The following is a 16,624-nucleotide window of genomic DNA, read 5'->3' as shown; positions in this document are numbered from 1 at the left end:
CAGTCACCCGTGGGCGAGCGGTCCCGGTGCGTGTCGTGGCGGTCGCAGATCGAGTGTGCGTCGGCTCGCCGTGACCAGTTGGCCGGAGAGCTCATCGTCGTCGAGACCGGCGAATTCCACCCCGACGGCCGCCGAGATGCCGGCCATGACGATGGCCGCGCGGACCTGGCCGGCCACGCCAGGTTCCGCACCGGCGAGCAGATCGGCTTGTCGTTTCACGATCGCGCGCCATTGCGGCTGCCCTCGGAGGAGTTCGGTGACACCGGGGTCGCCGGTGAGGATGGGAAACAGGTCGCGGTGCGACACCGCGAGGGAAATGTAGCCGGTGAGCATCGATTCGGCTTGGGCACGGCTCCCGCGCTGGGTTTCGGCGATCTCGACGAGGGCGGCAAGCTCGTTGACGACGGGCTCCATGATGGCGGTCAGCAGCTCATCGCGAGTGCGGAAATGGTGGTAGATCGCCGATTTCGTCAGACCTAGCTCGTCGGAGATCATCTGCAGCGAGGTGCCGGCGACGCTGTGCCGCCGGAACAGTTCGATGGCGGCCTCGATCAACTTCTGCCGGGTCGTGCCGCCGGCGCCCGACGCGGAACCGCTCACCGCACCGACCTAAATGTAGCTTTCCTAACAAAATCGCCCTGCCTGACCATTCGTACAGTATATGCCTGTACGATTGGTCAGGAACCAGCTGTACGTTTGGTCAGTATTTCTGCGCCCAGCTGGTCAGCTTGCCTCAGCCCAGTCGAGGAGAACACCATGCCGTTGAACACCGCACCGCAGCAGACTTCGTCCACCGATACGTCCCCGCTCCAGGGCGTCGATTTCTTCCACGACGCCGCGTTGGTCGCGGATCCCTACCCGATCCTTGAGCGCATGCGGACGGCCAGTCCCGTGCTCCGCGAGCCGTCGCAGAACGTGGTGATCGTCACCGGCTACGACGAAGCGTTGGCGGTCGTGAGCGACCACGACTCGTTCTCGTCGTGCAATACCGTCACCGGCCCGACCCCTGGGTTCCCGGTGACGCTGGAGGGGCGCGATGAGGCGGAAGTCCGGGCGCTGATCGAGGCTCACCGTGACGAACTGCCGTTCAGTGACCAACTCCCGTCGTTCGACCCGCCAAAACACACCGCGCACCGCTCGCTGCTGAGCCGCCTGATCACCCCCAAACGCCTGAAGGAAAACGAGGCGTTCATGTGGCGCCTTGCCGATCAGGTGCTGCAGCCGTACGTCGCCGGCGGTGGAGGCGAGTTCCTCGGCGCTGTCGCCAATCCCTTCGCGCTGTTGGTCATTGCGGATCTCCTCGGTGTTCCCGAGGCGGACCGTCCCGAGCTCACCGAACGGCTGACCGGGGACAACTCGCTGGGCAGTACGGACGACACGGTGATGACGCACGCGCCGCTGGAATTCCTCTACCACCGTTTCGCCGACTACATCTCGGAGCGGCGCCGCGAACCTCGCGGTGACGTCATGACCGAGATGGCGCACGCGACGTTCCCGGATGGGTCGACCCCGGAGGTCATGGATGTGGTGCGGGTGGCGGCCAATCTCTTCTCGGCCGGTCAGGAGACCACTGTCCGACTGCTGTCCTCGGCATTGAAGATCCTGGCCGAGAATCCCGAACTCCAAGAGCAGCTGCGCCGTACCCCCGACCAGGTCCCGAACTTCGTCGAAGAGGCGCTGCGCTTCGAGAGCCCGATCCGCGGGGATTTCCGGCTCGCCCGTGCCACCACGACCGTCGGCGGTGTAGAGATCCCCGCAGGCACTGTGGTGATGGTGCACTACGGTGCAGCCAACCGAGATCCGCGCCAGTTCGACAACCCTGACGTCTTCGACCTCGACCGGCACAACGCCCGCCGGCACATCGCCTTCGGCCGCGGTGTCCACAGCTGCGTCGGCGCACCACTGGCCCGGGCCGAGGCAAAAGTGGTGATCCAGCGGCTGCTGGAAAGCACCGGTGCGATCGAGATCGACGAGGCCCGGCACGGCGCCGCCCACGCGCGACGTTACGACTATGTGCCGACCTACATCCTGCGAGGTCTCACCGATCTGCACCTCAACCTGACCCCGGCCGCGGATCAGACAAAGGTGTCCCGATGAAGTCGTCGTCGATGACGATCTGTGCCGCGGACACGGCGTGTGCGCGGCGCTGTGTCCGCAGGTGTTCACGCTGACCGACGGTGGCTACGCAGAGGCCATCGCCACTGACATCCCTCCCGAGCTCGAAGGCGCCGTCGCCGAAGCGGTCGACGGCTGCCCGGAGCGGGCCATCCGTATCTAGCTCATTAGTCAAGGAAAGAGTAATCATGTCAACAGATTTCGAGCGTCCCGGCCGCACCGTGTTCGATCTGACCGGCAAGGTGGTTGTCGTCGTGGGCGGCGGGCAGATGCCCGGTCCCAAGATCGGCAACGGCCGCGCCACCGCCATCGTGGCCGCGCGCCACGGCGCCGAGGTGGTGGTCGTCGACCGCAATCTCGCTGCCGCACAGGAGACGGTGAACATGATCACCGCAGAGAAGGGCAAGGCGTACGCGGTCCAGGCCGACGTCGCCGAAAAGGACGACTGCCAGCGCATCTTCGACACCGCGATGCAGAACAGCGGCCGCGTGGACGGGATGGTCTACAGCGTGGCGATCAATCCGCCCTTCGACCGGGTGAACAACTCGATGAGCGCCGACGACTTCAACCATGGCATCAACGTGAACATGCTGGGCTGCTACTACTGCAATCTCTTTGCCGCACAATGCATGGAGAAGAACGAGGGCGGTTCAACCGGCAGCATCATCAATATCTCGTCCATCGCCAGCATCAAGAACGAAGTCGGACTCAACATCGGGATCATGCCCTACGCGCTGGGCAAGTGCGGGTTGAACTACATCACGGAACTGACCGCCGCACAGTTCGCCGCCGCAGGCATCCGCGCCAACACGCTGATGCTCGGCCCGATCGACTCGACGCTGGGCAACACCGATTCCCAGTCGCTGTTCGGGTTCGAGCCCGATGAGGTCGACGAAGCCTACGCCGAAGTGGTGAAGCTGAAGATGGGCCGGGCCAGTGCCTGGGAGACCGGTTATACGGCGCTGTATCTGCTGGCCGACGAGTCCCGGTTCATGACCGGACAGCAGATCCGGTTGGACGGCGGTGCCACTCTCGTGCGCTGAGACTTGATGCCGCCGGTTTCAGGACTTTGGGTGCGCGGTCGGGGTCTGAGTCGACTCCCACTTGGACTCCAAGGACCGCGTGACCGGTGTTCCGGCGGCCACCTCCCGCTGGAACATCTCGCCGTCGTCCACCTCGAAGGTGACCAGGAAGCCCGATTCGGTCGGTTCCTTGTGGACCACCTTGCAGGCCGGTTCACCGCCACCGAGAGTGATGATGTCACCGGGGGCGACGTCGTCGATGCGGTTGCCGGTGTTGGGTTCAGACATGCTTTGTCGGTAGCCATTTTGAGCTGTCGTCAAACGGTGCCCCCGTCGTCGCCGGCGGTAACTCACCGCACGACGCCGGCGCAGTCTAGGTTCATGGGGTGGACTTTGACGAGTACCGGGCACACGACGCCACATCTCTGGCGAAATTGGTTGCTGAAAAGCAGGTTTCGGCGGCTGAGCTGCTCGCGACCGCTCAGCAGCGCGCGGCGGCGGTCAACCCGAAGATCAACGCGATCGTGCGCGACGTTCCGGCAGCGCCGACGGACGATCTGACCGGGCCTTTCGCCGGGGTGCCCTTTCTGATCAAGGATCTTGCGCAGGACTACGCGGGCTTGCCCACCTCGGCCGGTTCACGTGCGCTGATGTCGCTGAACGTCCCCGAGCACGCCACTGTCGTCCAGCGCTGGATCGACGCGGGCCTGGTCATCTTCGGCAAGACCAACACACCGGAGTTCGGCGCGAAGGGAATCACCGAGCCCGACGCGTGGGGGCCGGCCCGCAATCCGTGGGATCTGACAAGGTCGCCGGGCGGTAGTTCGGGAGGGTCGGCAGCGGCCGTTGCCGCCGGCATCGTGCCCTGCGCCGGTGCCAACGACGGCGGCGGATCGATCCGCATTCCGGCGGCCAGCTGTGGTCTCGTCGGGCTGAAACCGGGCCGCGGGCTCACACCGTCGGGTCCGGTAGTCGGAGAATCCATGCACGGCGCGGCAGTTCAAGGCGTCGTCTCCCGGACGGTGCGCGACACCGCGACGATGCTCGATGTCCTCAGCGGCGGGGAAGCTTTCGGGCCGTACGTGCCGAGTCTGCCGGCCGAGTCGTTCACATCCTGCGTGGGGGCGGATCCCGGGAAACTGCGTATCGGGCTGCGGGTGCCCACGGCGATCAATCCCGCGCCACACCGCGAGGCGTTCGCAGCCGTCGAGGCAACTGCTGCCGCGCTCACCGAGCTCGGCCACCATGTCGAGGAACTTCCTCAAGCGCCCTTCGACGACGCCGCGCTTGCCCGCGATTTCCTGCTGACCTGGTTCGTCTACAGCGCGTGGGAGCTCGCCGAGGCCAAACGGCTGACCGGCGCGGGTGACGACGCGTTTGAACGTGACACGCTCATCATGGCGGCGATCGGCCGCGCCACGAGCAGCGTCGACTATCTGGATGCGGTGCAGCGTCGCCAGGAACACACTCTGCGGCTGAGCACGTTCTTCGAGTCGTACGACCTGCTGTTGACGCCCTCCCTGGCAACCCTGCCGCCGCGGATCGGTGAGTTCGATCTGCCGGTCGTGCTGCAGCATGCTGCCGACGCACTGATCAAGACGCGTACCGCAAGCCTGTTGCGCTACACCAAGATCGTCGATGACATGGTGGACAAGAACCTCGGCTGGGTGCCCTATACGCAACTGGCGAACATCACCGGCCGCCCGGCGATCTCGTTGCCGCTGCACTGGACCGCGGAAGGTCTGCCGCTCGGTGTCCAGTTCGTCGCACCGCTTGCCGGTGAATCGCTGCTGCTCAAGTTGGCGGCTCAGCTCGAGCAGGCAATGCCCTGGGCCGGTCGCCTCGCGCCGATCTGAGCTGCGACGCTACGGATGTAGGTTCCACTGGCCGACATCTTGGGCCAGCGCATCGTTGACGTCGACTTCGAGCCCGCCGACCACCGGTCCCGGATTCGACGCGGTACTCACCACCCGTTGGTACAGAACCGCGGCAGGGTGGACCTGCCCGCCAGACCAGGACCGGGTCTGCCACGCCCAGGCACGGCCGGGGGTGGTCGATCTGCCGACGACACCATCGCCAATTGCCCACTGGCACGGTCGGATTCCCCCGTAGATGCCGGTGCGCTGCACACCGAGCACCGAGTTGATCCCGCGGAACCACTGCAGGGCGACGTTGTTCCAGGTGTTGCGGTCGATATCGTCGTCGACGCTGAAGAAGATCGGTGCACTCTGGCCGCCACCGGCCGCGGTGTGTAGTTGCCAGGCGGTGCGGGCGTCGGCCACGCCGCCGGCGTATCCCCGGGTGAAGTCCGATGGGGCGGTCCCGCCGGGCTTGCCGTACTGGTAGTTGCTGACGATCACCAATCCGGCGGCGGTCAGCTGCTTGGCGTAGGGCAGGGTGATCGGTTTGGCGCCCATGGATGAGCCCGGACGTGACGTCGAGACGTAGTTGATCACCCCGGAGTGGCCGGCGGCCCGGATGTGCTGCGCCGGAATCTGACGCATGGCGAAGTCGATCAGCGTGGGGGCGGCGGCCGACGCCGCAGGCGCACCGACGCTTGCCGCTACCGCACCCAGCCCGGCCAGCGCCGACACGGCGGCGGCGTAGCGCAGCGCGTCACGCCGGGAAACCGGACCTGTTCGGCGCAGGTCGCTGCTCCCAGGCGAGTCCTGCATGCCCCGATGTTAACAAAGTGACTGCTGTTAACAGTGTTGCCTCGCGGTCTGTACTCCATTCGTGATCTTGAAGGGCAACCTCACTCTGACGGGGCTGGCGTCACATCGCTGCCCGAGCCCTTGACCGAGGCCTTCGCGCGGTTTTCGGCTCGCACGGCCCGGCGTCCGCGCACGAAACCGGTTGCCGAGATCGCCGCCGACAGCAGAGCGTCCTCGCCCTTGACGAACGGGTGGAACCCGACACCGGCGCCGCCGCGGCCCTTGACCGGGATGTCGGCGACTTCGGTGACCTTCCAGCTCTTCTCGGACGTGGAAAGGATGGCCTCGCCGTTTTCGCAACTGATCGGCAGCGCGGCGATCACCTCGTCGCCGGCGTCATCGGCGACCAGCTTCACCCCGGCCACGCCGTTGCCGGCCACACCCTGCGGGTTCACCGCGGCCGGGTCGATGCGCAGGACCTTGCCACGCCGCGTCACCAGCGCCAGGTGATAACCGGTCGGCATCACCCCGGAGCGCAGCAACCCGGTGATGTCCGGCGCCACCGGGATGTCGCGGATCTTGAACGGCAGGCCGTTGCCATTGGTGAACTTGACCCGGCCGTCGGTCCACACCGCCCATCCCAGACCCGAGGTGAGCAGTTCGCCGTGGCTGTCGGAGAACACGCCGCGGTCGTCGAGGCGCCAGGAGGTGTTGACCTTCCGCTCCCTGGGGCCGTCCTCGTCGGCAGAGGACGCGGTCGGGGTGGCCTCGAGGTCCAGCACGGTGCGGCGGTCGAATTCGGGGCCCTTGAACAGTTTCGCGGTCTCCACCAGCTCCTTGTCGATCACCTTTCGGCGCGCATCGGGGTTGGAGACCAGTTCGGTCAGCTCGGCGAACTCGGCGTCCAGCTTGTCGGCTTCGGCCTGCAGCTCGATCACATCGAGCTTGGTCAACCGTCGAAGCTGCAGGGCCAGAACGTAATTGGCCTGCTCTTCGTCGATTTCGAATCGCTGCTGCAGTCCCTGCCGGGCGTCGTCGACGGTATCGGAGCCTCGGATGACCGCGACGGCAGCATCGATGTCGAGGTGGATCTTCATCAAGCCTGCCACCAGGTGGCGACGCGCGGTGACCTTCTCCAACCGGTACTCGCTGCGGTGCAACACCACGGAGTCACGCAGATGCAGGAACGCGGAGATCAGCTCCCGCACCGACCACCAGCGCGGCACCCGGTCCTCGTCGAGGGCGACCAGGCTGGCGGCGAACGTCGACTCCAGCGGTGTCAGCGCCAGCAGCTGCTCGCGGATGGTCTCGGCGCTGTGGCCGCGTTTGGCGGTGACGACGATGCGCAGCCCGTTGCGACGGTCGGTCAGGTCCGACATGTCGGCCACGCCGGACAACTCGCCGGACTCGACCAGGGCTCGGATCCTGTCCTGCACAGTGTTACTGGCGACGCCGGGAGGGAGCTCGGTGACGATGACGTTCTTGCCGTCGACCGTCAGGGTGCCGCGGACGGTGAACATGCCGCGGCCGGTGGTGATGTACTCCCGCAGGCCGTTCGAGCCGACCACGGTGGACCCGCAGCCCCAGTCGGGTCCGGGGATGAGCTTCATCAACGTGTCATCGGTCGTGTTCGGTCTGGCCAGCAGAGCCCGGCAGGCGGCCATCACCTCACGCGGATTGTGCGCGGGCACCTTGGTGGCCCACCCTTCGGCGATGCCGACCGCGCCGTTGCAGAGCAGCACCGGCCACTGGGCCGGCAGCATCGTCGGCTCGGTCCACTCGCCGTCGAAGGTCTGCACCATGGGTACGGCGTGATCGTCGAGTTCGGCGGTCAGCGCGGCACCGGGAGCCGACAGCCGCATCTCGGTGTAGCGGTCCGCGGCGGGAATGTCGCCCTGGATGCGGGGGAACGCGCCTTGTCCGTCAATGACTTTCACGCGCTGGAACTCGGCGGCCATGAGCGCCGCGGCCCCGTACATCGATGCGCCGCCGTGCGGGTGCAGGTTACCGGTGACCGCCGAGCAGATCTTCGAGGACTTCTGCGGTTTGTTGCCGGGCAACAGTTTCGACTCGTGCATCTGGTAGAGCAGGCGGCGCTGACCCGGCTTGAGCCCGTCGAATGCAGAGGGGATGGCGCGGTCGCTGACGCTGTAGAGCGCGAACGTGAGCTGGTAGTGATTCCAGTAGTCATCGGCGCTCTGGTCGAGCACCAGGTCAGGGTTCTGCTCAGGAACGTCCAGGGTGGCGGTCACAGTACTTCTTCCTAGGTCAAGTCGAGCGCTGCGGTGTCGACACGGGCGGCGACTTCGGCCATCCACGTGCGCCGGCCTTCCGGCGGCCCGCCGAACAGGGTGTGGTGCAGCTTGGCGTCGCCGTCGTCGAGATTCACTCGAATCACGGTGCGCCGCTGCGGATCCAGCACGGTGTTCCAGAAATCGTCGGCGTCCATCTCGCCCAGGCCTTTGTTGCGCTGCACTTCTACCTTGCGCTTGGAGGTGGCCTTCAATTGCGCCACGGCCGCGTCGCGTTCGGACTCGTCCTGGCAGTAGATCCGGTCCTGGCTGTCCTTGACCACGAACAGCGGCGGCAGCGTCACGTAGACCATCCCGGCCTCGACGAGGGGCCGGTAGAAGTCCAGGAACATCGAGATCAGGCTGGAGTTGATGTTGCCGCCGTCGGGGTCGGCGTCGGAGGCGAACAGGATCCGGTCGTAGCGGCACAGCTCCGGATCGCAGTGATCGCGCACGCCGCAGCCCAGGATGCGTTCGATCGAGTCGAACTCATCTTTGGCCCGCGCCTTGCTCAGCGCAAACCCATAGACGTTGGGCGGCTTGCCTTTCAGCGGGAAGGCTGCCTGGAACGTGGCGTCGCGTGCGGCCTTGATGGTGCCGAGCGCGGAATCGCCCTCGCACAGGAACAATTCGGCGCCCGAACCCCGGCCGGTCTCCCGGCTGGGCAGCAGCTTCGGTGGTAGCGACAGGTTCGTCCCCAGCCCCTTGGCTTTCGATGCCGCGCGGGAGCGGGCCTTCGCGCCCTCGGCGCTGCGCCGCGCGCGGGCGGATTCCAGCGCCAGCTTGGTCCACAGCGACACCGCGTCGTTGTTGGCGGGGTTCGCCGCCCAGATGGTGACGCTGCGTGCGACATCCGGGGCCATCGCCACGTTCAGCGACCGCGACGACACCGCCGTCTTGGCCTGCGAGTCCCAGGCCACGTCCGGTGCTCGGGTGTCCACGGCCAAGGCGGTGACGGCGACGAAGTCTTGTGGTTCCGGGCCGTCCTCGCCCTTGGCCAGACCGAGGTCGCGGATGCGGGACGCCCGGTCGGCCAGGGCCTCGGAGAGTCCCTTCATGGCGGCTGTCAGGTGAGATCCGCCGTTGGGGGTCCGCACGGTGTTGCAGAACGCGGCGACGGTGGCCGGCTCGGCCGGGCCCGCGGTCAACGACCAGCGGAACGGGGTCGGGCCGCGGCCGGTGGTGTACTCGCCGCGGCCTTCCACGACGGCACGCACGCCGGGCAGGGGATTGCCCGAGGTGGTGCACATCAGGTCCAGCAGGGTGTCGGTGCCCCACGGGCCGCTGAACTGTTCGAGCAGGGCGGGCGGGACTTCCTCACCGGGCCAACCCTCGTCGATGACGACCAGGTGCACCCCGGGCGACATTCGCGCCGCGGCATGCGCCCGCAGCAGGACCTCGCCGATGTCCACGGTCGAGTCCGGCACCACCGTCGCGTCGAACAGGATGCGCACCGTGGTGCCGTGCGCGTCGGGCTTGCGGTTGCCGGTGCCACGCAGTTTCTGGGTGTCTGAGCGGGTGAACTCGGCGTCGGGGTCGAAATCCTTGCCGTCGAAGGTGCCGGGGTAGCCGCCGCCGAAACTCTGCAGGTAGGTCTTGCCGGCCCGGCGCACGGTCACGTCGGTACGGGCGGAGATGAACACCGCTGCCGCGGCGCCGATTCCGTTCAGGCCGGCGCCGGTGCTGGTGGCGTCGGTGTGCGCGGAGAACTTGCCGCCGGCCCGCGCGGTGCCCAGGGTCTTGACGATGCCGTTCTTCCCGGTGGTGGGGTCGGAGTCGACCGGAAGGCCGCGACCGTCGTCGGCGACGCTGACCGAGCCGTCGGCGTGCAGGGTGATGGTGACGGTGGACCCGCCGTGGCTGGGATCGGCGACCTCTTCGATCGCGTTGTCCACCAGCTCGCGCAGCGCCGTGTTGAGCACGTCGAGCCCAAGGTTGACCGCCGGCCGCAGGCGGGTGTGCTGGACATCGTCGAGCTCGGTGATGTCTGCGGCGTTGTAACTCACTGCTGGTCCTTTCCCACCAGGGCCGATGCCGGAGCGATCGGTTCCAGCCGCTCGCTTTCGGCGGGCGGCGTAAGCATTCTCTCTTGGAAGGCAGACAGCCTCCGACAGCCACGGCCGAAAGAATGGGTATCGAATCAAGATCAGATGCCTCGGGGATTCTGCCGGGCCGATCCGCGCGCTGACAAGGTCATCTCCAACTGAGATGGTTCCCATCAAAAACCATCGTTGGACTAGATCATTTTCCTCGGGTCAGATGAAGCATGCGGCGTTCGCGTCGGCTGCGCAGCCCGCGCGGATACCAGCTGAATGTCGGTATGTCCCAGTTCAATCCCGAAGGAGCAAGCATGCCCGTGGTTCGGTTCCAGATGTCGTCGACGCTCGACCCCGTCGCCCTCATAGACGTGCTCACCGACTTTGGGCCGTCCCGGCCAGATCGGTGGCCAACCATCGACGAGGAGCATTTTCGGGTGCATGCGTTGGGCGATACCTGGGCAGAAGTGACCGAAGGCACAGCGTCGGCGTGGGAGCGCGCCCGCTACGACTGGGACATCAAGCGGCGGCGCGTCACCGTGACCACCCATGACTCGAAGGTCTTCGGCCCGGGCGGCGGCTGGACATTTCAACTCACGCCGCAGGAGACCGGCACGCGCATCGACATCGAACTCGTCCGCACTCCCACCGGGCTCAAGCGCAAACTGCTGGCCGCCTTGTTGCCTGCCGTCGCCCCGAGCGCGCTGAAGAAGTCATTCGCCGGGCCGTTGGCCGCTAGGTGATCGACCAGAACTCCAGCAGCGTCCGGATCGTCGCCACCAGCGGTAGGGGCTGATCCAGCATCGGGTGATGGCCCGCCTCGGCGAGTTCGACGAACGGGCCGCGCAGTTGCAGCATCGACCGGATCTGGGCCGCCATGGGCGGTGGGACCACGCCGTTCTCGCATCGCAAATACCCGACCCGGCAAGGGATTCGGGCAAAGGTGTGCTCCAGGAGTTCCTGATCGGTGGCTGTCTCGTCCATCAGATGGCCGCCGAAGATGTCCGGGTCGAACTTCCATACCCACCCGTTGTCGGTCTTGCGCACCGACTGCACGGCGATGTGGTGACCGATGTAGGGCAGCGTCACGTCCTGCTTCGGCACCGCCCGGAACCGGGCCAGGATCTCGTCCTCGGTCGCGTATCCGGCGGTGTCGCGACGGCGGTTGCGCAACCGGACCTCCTCCGGGGCGCGATCACGCAGCGGGGAGTCGATGACCAGGATGCTGTCGATCTGCGCGCCGTAGCGGGTGGCGGCCGAGGCCCCCACCCAGCCGCCCATGCTGTGGCCGACGATCGTGGGCCGCGCCGTGGACCCGGAGGCGTCCGAGGCGGCCAGCACTTCGCGGGCCCAGATCGACAGGGCGTATTCCTTGCGGGTGTCGCTCTCGCCGTGCCCGCTCAGGTCGGGTGCGACGACGCGATGGGTGCGGGCGAAGAACGGGGCGATGTGATCCCACCAGCCGGAGTGAGCGCCGCCGCCATGGACGAACACCAGGGGCGGATTGTCCGGATCACCCCAGCTCCGCACGTGGATGGCGCAGCCGTCGACGTCGATGGTCGAGTGTTCGGGGGTCTGTTCCAAAGCGGAGGTGAACCAGGCCGGGGCATTCGCAAAGGGATGCGGGGCCTCCGTCGGCACTCCACGCCGGAACATGCGGTTCACCTGCTGATTCTGTCTCATCGCCGGAAATCGATCGAGACCCGCCCCGGCGTATGTCGGGCTGAGCGTCCTCCGAGGCTCAGGACAGCGCGAGGCTCGTGCCGAGCGCGATCATCATCACGGCGATCAGCCCGTCGAGGATGCGCCAGGTCATCGGGGTGGCGAACAGTCCGGCCATTCGGCGGGCACCCAGGCCCAGGCCGGTGAACCACACCGCACTCGCGGCCACCGCGCCGGCGCCGAACGGCCACCGCTGCTCGTGGTGCTCGTTGGCCAGCGAGCCGAGCAGCACCACGGTGTCCAGGTAGACGTGCGGGTTCAGCCAGGTCAGCGCCAGGCAGGTGACCAACACCTCGGCCAGGCGAGCTGGGGTGCGCTCGGACGGGTTGAGGGTCGAGGGCCGGAAGGCGCGCCGCGCGGCCAGTGCGCCATAGCCGATCAGGAAGGCCGCCCCGCCGAACTTCGCGACCGTCATCGCGTCGGGATGTGCGGTGATCAGCGCGCCGACCCCGGCGATGCCGGCGGCGATGAGGATCAGGTCGGAGACCGTGCACAACGCGATGACGGCGACGATGTGCTCGCCAAGGATGCCCTGACGCAACACGAAGGCGTTCTGCGCGCCGATCGCGGCGATCAGCGCCATGGTGGTGAGGAATCCGATGAGCACAGGTGAAGCCATGCGTCCGAGGCTATGGACGTGCGCTGATCAAGTACAGCTAATGATTCTTCAGATGAATTAGTCTTACTAATGTCGCCAGGTGATCGGGCGGCTCGAGTGCCCCCCGCCGCTCGGTTGCAATTCTGGATGGCGGATTGCAATTCGAGATGGCGGAAGTTTGCGGATCCGCCAACTGGATTGCAAATTCACAAGCAAACTGCATCATCTAGCGGGCTGCGACGGTGGTGGCACTCCGACCCAGCATGCCTGCCAGACTCGGTCCCCGAGCCCCCAGTCTGTCGGGGGTGATCAGTAGTCTTTGCACGTGAGCGATCTCCTCCCGAACCTGAACGCGCTGCTGGAGAAGTTGGCTGGTGATGGCACCGCCGCATGTGACGCCCGTGCCTTGGCCGAAGCGGTCGTACATAGCGAGACCGAAGAGGATTTGGATTCCGCGCTGGACGCGGTCATCTCGGATTGGCGGCAGGAGTGAATATCGCAACCCAACCGCGGTTGGTGTCATTGGAGATTCGGGGATTCCGGGCGTTCGGGACTGAAGCTCGGACGTTGCAGCTCGACGCGCCGTTAGTGGTGGTACACGCCGGAAACAGTCAAGGCAAGACCAGCCTGGCTGAGGGAATCGAATTTCTTTTCAGTGGTCAGAGCAGCCGGCGAGAGTTGCTCGGCGGTGCCAAAGCTGAGTACAACGACAGCCTCCGCAACGCGCATTTGCCGACTGCCAGCACCGACGTCTATGTCGAGGCGGTGTTCCGCTGCTCCGATGGGGTCACTCACAGCGTCCGCCGAGAACTGTTGTGCGACTTCGGACAAGGCACTGAATGTGATAGCCGTCTACTACTGAACGGCACCGAAGTTGCCGACCTCAGCCAGATTGGCCTGACTCTCGCAGATCCACCGGTACGCGCGCCGGTGCTCCTCCAGCACACATTGCGGCACGTCCTATCCACAGAGCCCAAGCAACGCGTCAACTATTTCAAAGCCTTGCTGTCACTGACCGACCTGGACGATTTCCGAACACGGGTCAGGGCTGCACGTACCCGCGTTGAGGCCGAGCCGATCGGTGATGCGTTGAAGCGGGTGGGGACATTGGCAGGCACTCCCGCCGCGGCGGCTGGCACCGCGATCACCGCGCTGGTGAAGAAGTCGCTAACCCTGGATGCGGTACGCAGTGGGGTGGACGCGGAACTGCTTCGCGCCGGAACAGCGGTGCTAACAAACCCGAGCTCTGGAAACGGACCGCCGACCTTCGACACCCTCGATGACCTCGGTGCCGCCGTCAGCGCCGCGCTGGAAGACCAACGCGAGCGCGCGTTCCCACTCTCGGCATTGGGTGCTGGCGTGTTAACGCCGGGCATTCCAACGAATCCCGAACTCGACGGCTACGTCACCGCGCTGTCCGCGGTTGACCAGCATTCCGCCCGCCTCACCCCGGTGTTCACGGCGGTGCTCGGCCTCGACGCGTACGCCGAACTCAAGCATCCAGCGCAGTGCCCAGTCTGCGGCACCGACGACGCACTGACACCTGAGCGAGTTCAGCTGCTGCGGGACCACCTGCAGCGCACCCAAGCACTCGAGACTGCCGCCAGTGCCGCCACTGCAGCGCTTGGCCGAGCGCGTCACAGCCTCGACCAATTTGGGGCCAGCATCGTCGCGACCGTACCCCAAATCGTCAAATGGACCTCCGACCAGCTTGAAAGAGCCGCAGATGCGCTCCGCGATCTAGGCGTAGAGCCCGCCCTGTTAACCGATGCGCACACCCACGCAAGGCATGTCGACAGTGCGGCGACGGCCTTGCAAACGGCCGTTGCGTCGACCCGTGGCGCCGTTGAGCAGGTCGGTGACGCTGTCTCAAGCCGGCGGCAGATGCCGCACGAGTTGTCCGCTAGCTACCTCGAAATATCGACCGCCACAGCAAATCTCGTCACAATGCTCGACGAGTACAATGATCGTTCTGGTGCATTGCGCACCGCAGTCGAGGCCGCCACTAGGAGCCGAGTTACAGTCAGCGGCCTGACCGAGATCGCCGACCTGCTTGCACGTCGCGCCGATGTGGTCGCCGACGTGGTGGCAGAGTCGAAACGGCAGCGAATCATCAAGCGACTCAATGGTGCTGAGAAACAGCTGCGTGATGCCGCAGGGACAGTGTTGGACACGCGCTTCGATCAGATGAGTGACACCATCGCCAAGTGGTGGAGCACCATCCGGCCCGAGGAACTCGTCGGCTTTGGTGGTGTCAAACGACGAGCCGGAGGATCGCTGTTCGTCAACCTTGTGGCAGCCCTGCACGCCGATCAAACCAGCCCGCCCATTGAGCGTGACGCACTCGGTGTCTACAGCGACTCGCAGCTCAACGCCCTAGGGCTGGCACTTTTCTTGGCCCGGTCTGAATTACTTGGCTCGCCGATCGTCGTCCTTGACGACCCTATCCCCGGCAGCGATTCCGATCATCGCCTCACCTTCGTTCAAAATACGCTGGGCCGGCTTCTGGATGCCGGTATCCAGGTCATTATCACCACCTTCGACAACAAGCTCGCCGAGCTGACGCAAGCCAATTACGGTGGTGGCAACTACATCGCGTACAAACTCGACTTGCTCAACGTCGTCGCCGGAACAGACGCCACCCAGGCCACAGATGCTTTCGCTCAGTTCATGCTCGAAGGCGAAGACCACCTGAATTCGCCTACCGCGAAGGGCCGGCGAGCGGCCTGCGGGAACTACCGGTCGGCAGCGGAACGATTAGCCAAGCAGATCATCGCCACCGGCCAAACTGCAGCGGGAACTCCGACAACGGTCGCTGACTTCGAGGCAAAGGGACTCACGCTTGGGGAACTTGTACCCCTGGTAATGCCGTTCGTCGTCGACGACAACGCAGAAAAAGGCCAATGGAAAACCTTCGCCAAGGTTCTCAATCCGGGTAACCACGACGACGAAGTTCCATCCACTGGTGACCTCAAGCAAGTACGTGGAAACCTTCGCGTTATCAACAAAGCTCACCAGAAGCACTGGCCAGGAGGCCTTTTGCAATGACGGCCTGGGGGTCTTGAGCGGTAGCGGTTGAGCCGATCGTTGCCGCCACGTCAGATTTCCTCGCAGAGGTCGGCTCACCGCACTCGTCGTACAGGAACGCGATGCCCTCGACGGGTACAGGACTGTATCTTTCGCCAACTTCGGCAGATACTGGTGATCTGCAGTCTCTGCACTGCGTGGAGTACACGATGGCTGCCAGCGTCGATGTGGATGTTGGTTCCGCGGTCTTGGAGTACCTGTCAACGATTTCTCAAAATTGACCCCCATCGGGTCTCGTGAAATTGACCCACCTTCGGGATGAGCATTGCCTCTGTCAATCTCGATTGACAAACGGATACTGTCAATCTACCTTGACAGTGTGACTGATCTCGATGCGTTCGATGACGCGGCGTCCAGTGAGGACCCGGAGGTGGGTTTGCGTACGGTGCTTGCGCTGCAACGGCTGCAGGAGCGGCTGGAAGCGATCCACGTTCGCAGTGCGCGTGCGCAGGGTTGGAGTTGGCAGGCGATCGCCGACGCTCTTGGGGTTAGTCGCCAGGCAGTCCATCAGAAGTACAACCGGAGGAGATGACACGATGTTTGAACGTTTTGGCCGGCATGCCCGTGTGGCTGTGGTTTTGGCCCAGGAAGAAGCAAAAGACCTCGGTGCCAAACTGATTGGGCCTGAATACTTAGTGGCCGGGATTGTGCAGAGCGCCAGCAGAGAGCTTTTGGATGAGCTTGCTGGGGTGGGGATGACCGTCGATTCGGTGCGCGAGCAACTGGGCGCCAACGCAAGCGGAGCATCATTCGAGTCAGACGCCGACGCATTGAAGTCGATCGGAATCGATTTGCACCGTGTGCGAGAGCGCATTAATCATGCGTTCGGTGAGGGAACGTTCGACGACGCGGTGAGCGACTCAGGTAGCAGATCTCGGCGCGGGAATCTTGCTTTCAGCAAGCCCGCCAAAGAAGCGCTCAAACTCGCACTCCGGGAAGCGGTCGCCCATCATGACTCCACCATTGATTCCGAACACCTGTTGTTAGGGGTTCTGCGGGGGGGCGATCCGTTGGCGTCTGCACTGATCACCTCCCATGTCAGTGAAGATGTGTTGCGCAGCAACATCATTTCCTTGCTCGACCGTGCCGCCTAGGCAGG

The 16,624-nt window shown here is 65.2% G+C and carries 16 protein-coding genes; 9 read left to right on the top strand and 7 right to left on the bottom strand.

Going from position 1 to position 16,624, the window contains the following annotated elements; all coding sequences use genetic code 11:
- Positions 1-3 precede the first annotated feature (3 nt).
- Positions 4-600 (bottom strand): TetR/AcrR family transcriptional regulator, encoded by a 597-nt coding sequence (locus AC4ELS_RS17495; protein ID WP_499048401.1) that lies wholly within the window; start codon positions 598-600, stop codon positions 4-6.
- Positions 601-756: 156 nt separating this feature from the next.
- Here AC4ELS_RS17495 and AC4ELS_RS17490 point away from each other — a divergent pair, with 156 nt between their 5' ends.
- From AC4ELS_RS17490 to AC4ELS_RS17480, 3 genes are read left to right on the top strand one after another with little or no spacing between them, the layout of a single operon-like run.
- Positions 757-2,097, top strand: coding sequence for a cytochrome P450 (locus tag AC4ELS_RS17490; RefSeq protein WP_499048398.1), 1,341 nt, complete (start codon positions 757-759; stop codon positions 2,095-2,097).
- Positions 2,075-2,278, top strand: coding sequence for a ferredoxin (locus AC4ELS_RS17485; protein ID WP_499048835.1), 204 nt, complete (start codon positions 2,075-2,077; stop codon positions 2,276-2,278). The genes AC4ELS_RS17490 and AC4ELS_RS17485 overlap by 23 nt, the downstream gene beginning before the upstream one ends.
- A gap of 25 nt (positions 2,279-2,303) precedes the next feature.
- Positions 2,304-3,158, top strand: coding sequence for an SDR family NAD(P)-dependent oxidoreductase (locus AC4ELS_RS17480; RefSeq protein ID WP_064885967.1), 855 nt, complete (start codon positions 2,304-2,306; stop codon positions 3,156-3,158).
- An 18-nt stretch (positions 3,159-3,176) separates the two neighbouring features.
- On the opposite strand, the gene AC4ELS_RS17475 is transcribed toward AC4ELS_RS17480, so the two are convergent.
- On the bottom strand, positions 3,177-3,425 hold the full coding sequence (locus AC4ELS_RS17475; RefSeq protein ID WP_064885968.1) for a hypothetical protein: 249 nt from the start codon (positions 3,423-3,425) through the stop codon (positions 3,177-3,179).
- 98 nt (positions 3,426-3,523) lie between these two features.
- On the opposite strand from AC4ELS_RS17475, the gene AC4ELS_RS17470 reads away from it, so the two are divergent.
- Complete coding sequence (locus AC4ELS_RS17470) at positions 3,524-4,993, top strand: amidase (RefSeq protein ID WP_064958265.1); 1,470 nt, start codon at positions 3,524-3,526, stop codon at positions 4,991-4,993.
- Positions 4,994-5,002: 9 nt separating this feature from the next.
- On the opposite strand, the gene AC4ELS_RS17465 is transcribed toward AC4ELS_RS17470, so the two are convergent.
- The 3 genes from AC4ELS_RS17465 to AC4ELS_RS17455 all read right to left on the bottom strand — a co-directional run bounded on the left by AC4ELS_RS17465 (position 5,003) and on the right by AC4ELS_RS17455 (position 10,088).
- Positions 5,003-5,812: a DUF1906 domain-containing protein gene (locus tag AC4ELS_RS17465; RefSeq protein ID WP_064958266.1), complete on the bottom strand. Its 810-nt coding sequence runs from the start codon at positions 5,810-5,812 to the stop codon at positions 5,003-5,005.
- Positions 5,813-5,892: 80 nt separating this feature from the next.
- On the bottom strand, positions 5,893-8,043 hold the full coding sequence (locus AC4ELS_RS17460; RefSeq protein WP_064958267.1) for a DNA gyrase subunit A: 2,151 nt from the start codon (positions 8,041-8,043) through the stop codon (positions 5,893-5,895).
- Positions 8,044-8,054: 11 nt separating this feature from the next.
- Complete coding sequence (locus tag AC4ELS_RS17455; RefSeq protein ID WP_499048395.1) at positions 8,055-10,088, bottom strand: toprim domain-containing protein; 2,034 nt, start codon at positions 10,086-10,088, stop codon at positions 8,055-8,057.
- A 344-nt stretch (positions 10,089-10,432) separates the two neighbouring features.
- On the opposite strand from AC4ELS_RS17455, the gene AC4ELS_RS17450 reads away from it, so the two are divergent.
- The gene (locus AC4ELS_RS17450) at positions 10,433-10,861 is read left to right on the top strand and encodes a hypothetical protein (RefSeq protein ID WP_498883102.1); all 429 of its coding nucleotides are present in this window, start codon (positions 10,433-10,435) and stop codon (positions 10,859-10,861) included.
- Here the strand turns inward: AC4ELS_RS17450 and AC4ELS_RS17445 are convergent.
- Together AC4ELS_RS17445 and lysE are read right to left on the bottom strand one after the other, a co-directional pair.
- Complete coding sequence (locus AC4ELS_RS17445; protein WP_463794101.1) at positions 10,854-11,774, bottom strand: alpha/beta fold hydrolase; 921 nt, start codon at positions 11,772-11,774, stop codon at positions 10,854-10,856. The two genes, AC4ELS_RS17450 and AC4ELS_RS17445, sit on opposite strands and share 8 nt — an antisense overlap.
- Positions 11,775-11,859: 85 nt before the next feature.
- A complete protein-coding gene (lysE, locus tag AC4ELS_RS17440; protein WP_498883100.1) occupies positions 11,860-12,459 on the bottom strand; it encodes an L-lysine exporter in 600 nt (199 codons plus the stop codon).
- A gap of 304 nt (positions 12,460-12,763) precedes the next feature.
- On the opposite strand from lysE, the gene AC4ELS_RS17435 reads away from it, so the two are divergent.
- The 4 genes from AC4ELS_RS17435 to AC4ELS_RS17420 all read left to right on the top strand — a co-directional run bounded on the left by AC4ELS_RS17435 (position 12,764) and on the right by AC4ELS_RS17420 (position 16,619).
- The gene (locus AC4ELS_RS17435) at positions 12,764-12,931 is read left to right on the top strand and encodes a hypothetical protein (RefSeq protein ID WP_448444914.1); all 168 of its coding nucleotides are present in this window, start codon (positions 12,764-12,766) and stop codon (positions 12,929-12,931) included.
- The gene (locus AC4ELS_RS17430; protein WP_499048391.1) at positions 12,928-15,486 is read left to right on the top strand and encodes an AAA family ATPase; all 2,559 of its coding nucleotides are present in this window, start codon (positions 12,928-12,930) and stop codon (positions 15,484-15,486) included. The genes AC4ELS_RS17435 and AC4ELS_RS17430 overlap by 4 nt, the downstream gene beginning before the upstream one ends.
- A gap of 358 nt (positions 15,487-15,844) precedes the next feature.
- On the top strand, positions 15,845-16,057 hold the full coding sequence (locus AC4ELS_RS17425; RefSeq protein WP_193489532.1) for a helix-turn-helix domain-containing protein: 213 nt from the start codon (positions 15,845-15,847) through the stop codon (positions 16,055-16,057).
- A gap of 4 nt (positions 16,058-16,061) precedes the next feature.
- Positions 16,062-16,619, top strand: coding sequence for a Clp protease N-terminal domain-containing protein (locus AC4ELS_RS17420; RefSeq protein ID WP_448444916.1), 558 nt, complete (start codon positions 16,062-16,064; stop codon positions 16,617-16,619).
- Positions 16,620-16,624: the final 5 nt, after the last annotated feature.

It is taken from the genome of Mycobacterium shunyiense, from assembly GCF_058270035.1.
This window is presented reverse-complemented; position numbering and strand designations above follow the sequence as displayed.

Excerpts from the sequence above, each read along its gene's own strand:
- AC4ELS_RS17490 (WP_499048398.1), top strand. The coding sequence starts at position 757 with ATGCCGTTGAACACCGCACCGCAGCAGACTTCGTCCACCGATACGTCC.
- AC4ELS_RS17480 (WP_064885967.1), top strand. The coding sequence starts at position 2,304 with ATGTCAACAGATTTCGAGCGTCCCGGCCGCACCGTGTTCGATCTGACC.
- AC4ELS_RS17475 (WP_064885968.1), bottom strand. The coding sequence starts at position 3,425 with ATGTCTGAACCCAACACCGGCAACCGCATCGACGACGTCGCCCCCGGT.
- AC4ELS_RS17465 (WP_064958266.1), bottom strand. The coding sequence starts at position 5,812 with ATGCAGGACTCGCCTGGGAGCAGCGACCTGCGCCGAACAGGTCCGGTT.
- AC4ELS_RS17450 (WP_498883102.1), top strand. The coding sequence starts at position 10,433 with ATGCCCGTGGTTCGGTTCCAGATGTCGTCGACGCTCGACCCCGTCGCC.
- AC4ELS_RS17445 (WP_463794101.1), bottom strand. The coding sequence starts at position 11,774 with ATGTTCCGGCGTGGAGTGCCGACGGAGGCCCCGCATCCCTTTGCGAAT.
- lysE (WP_498883100.1), bottom strand. The coding sequence starts at position 12,459 with ATGGCTTCACCTGTGCTCATCGGATTCCTCACCACCATGGCGCTGATC.
- AC4ELS_RS17420 (WP_448444916.1), top strand. The coding sequence starts at position 16,062 with ATGTTTGAACGTTTTGGCCGGCATGCCCGTGTGGCTGTGGTTTTGGCC.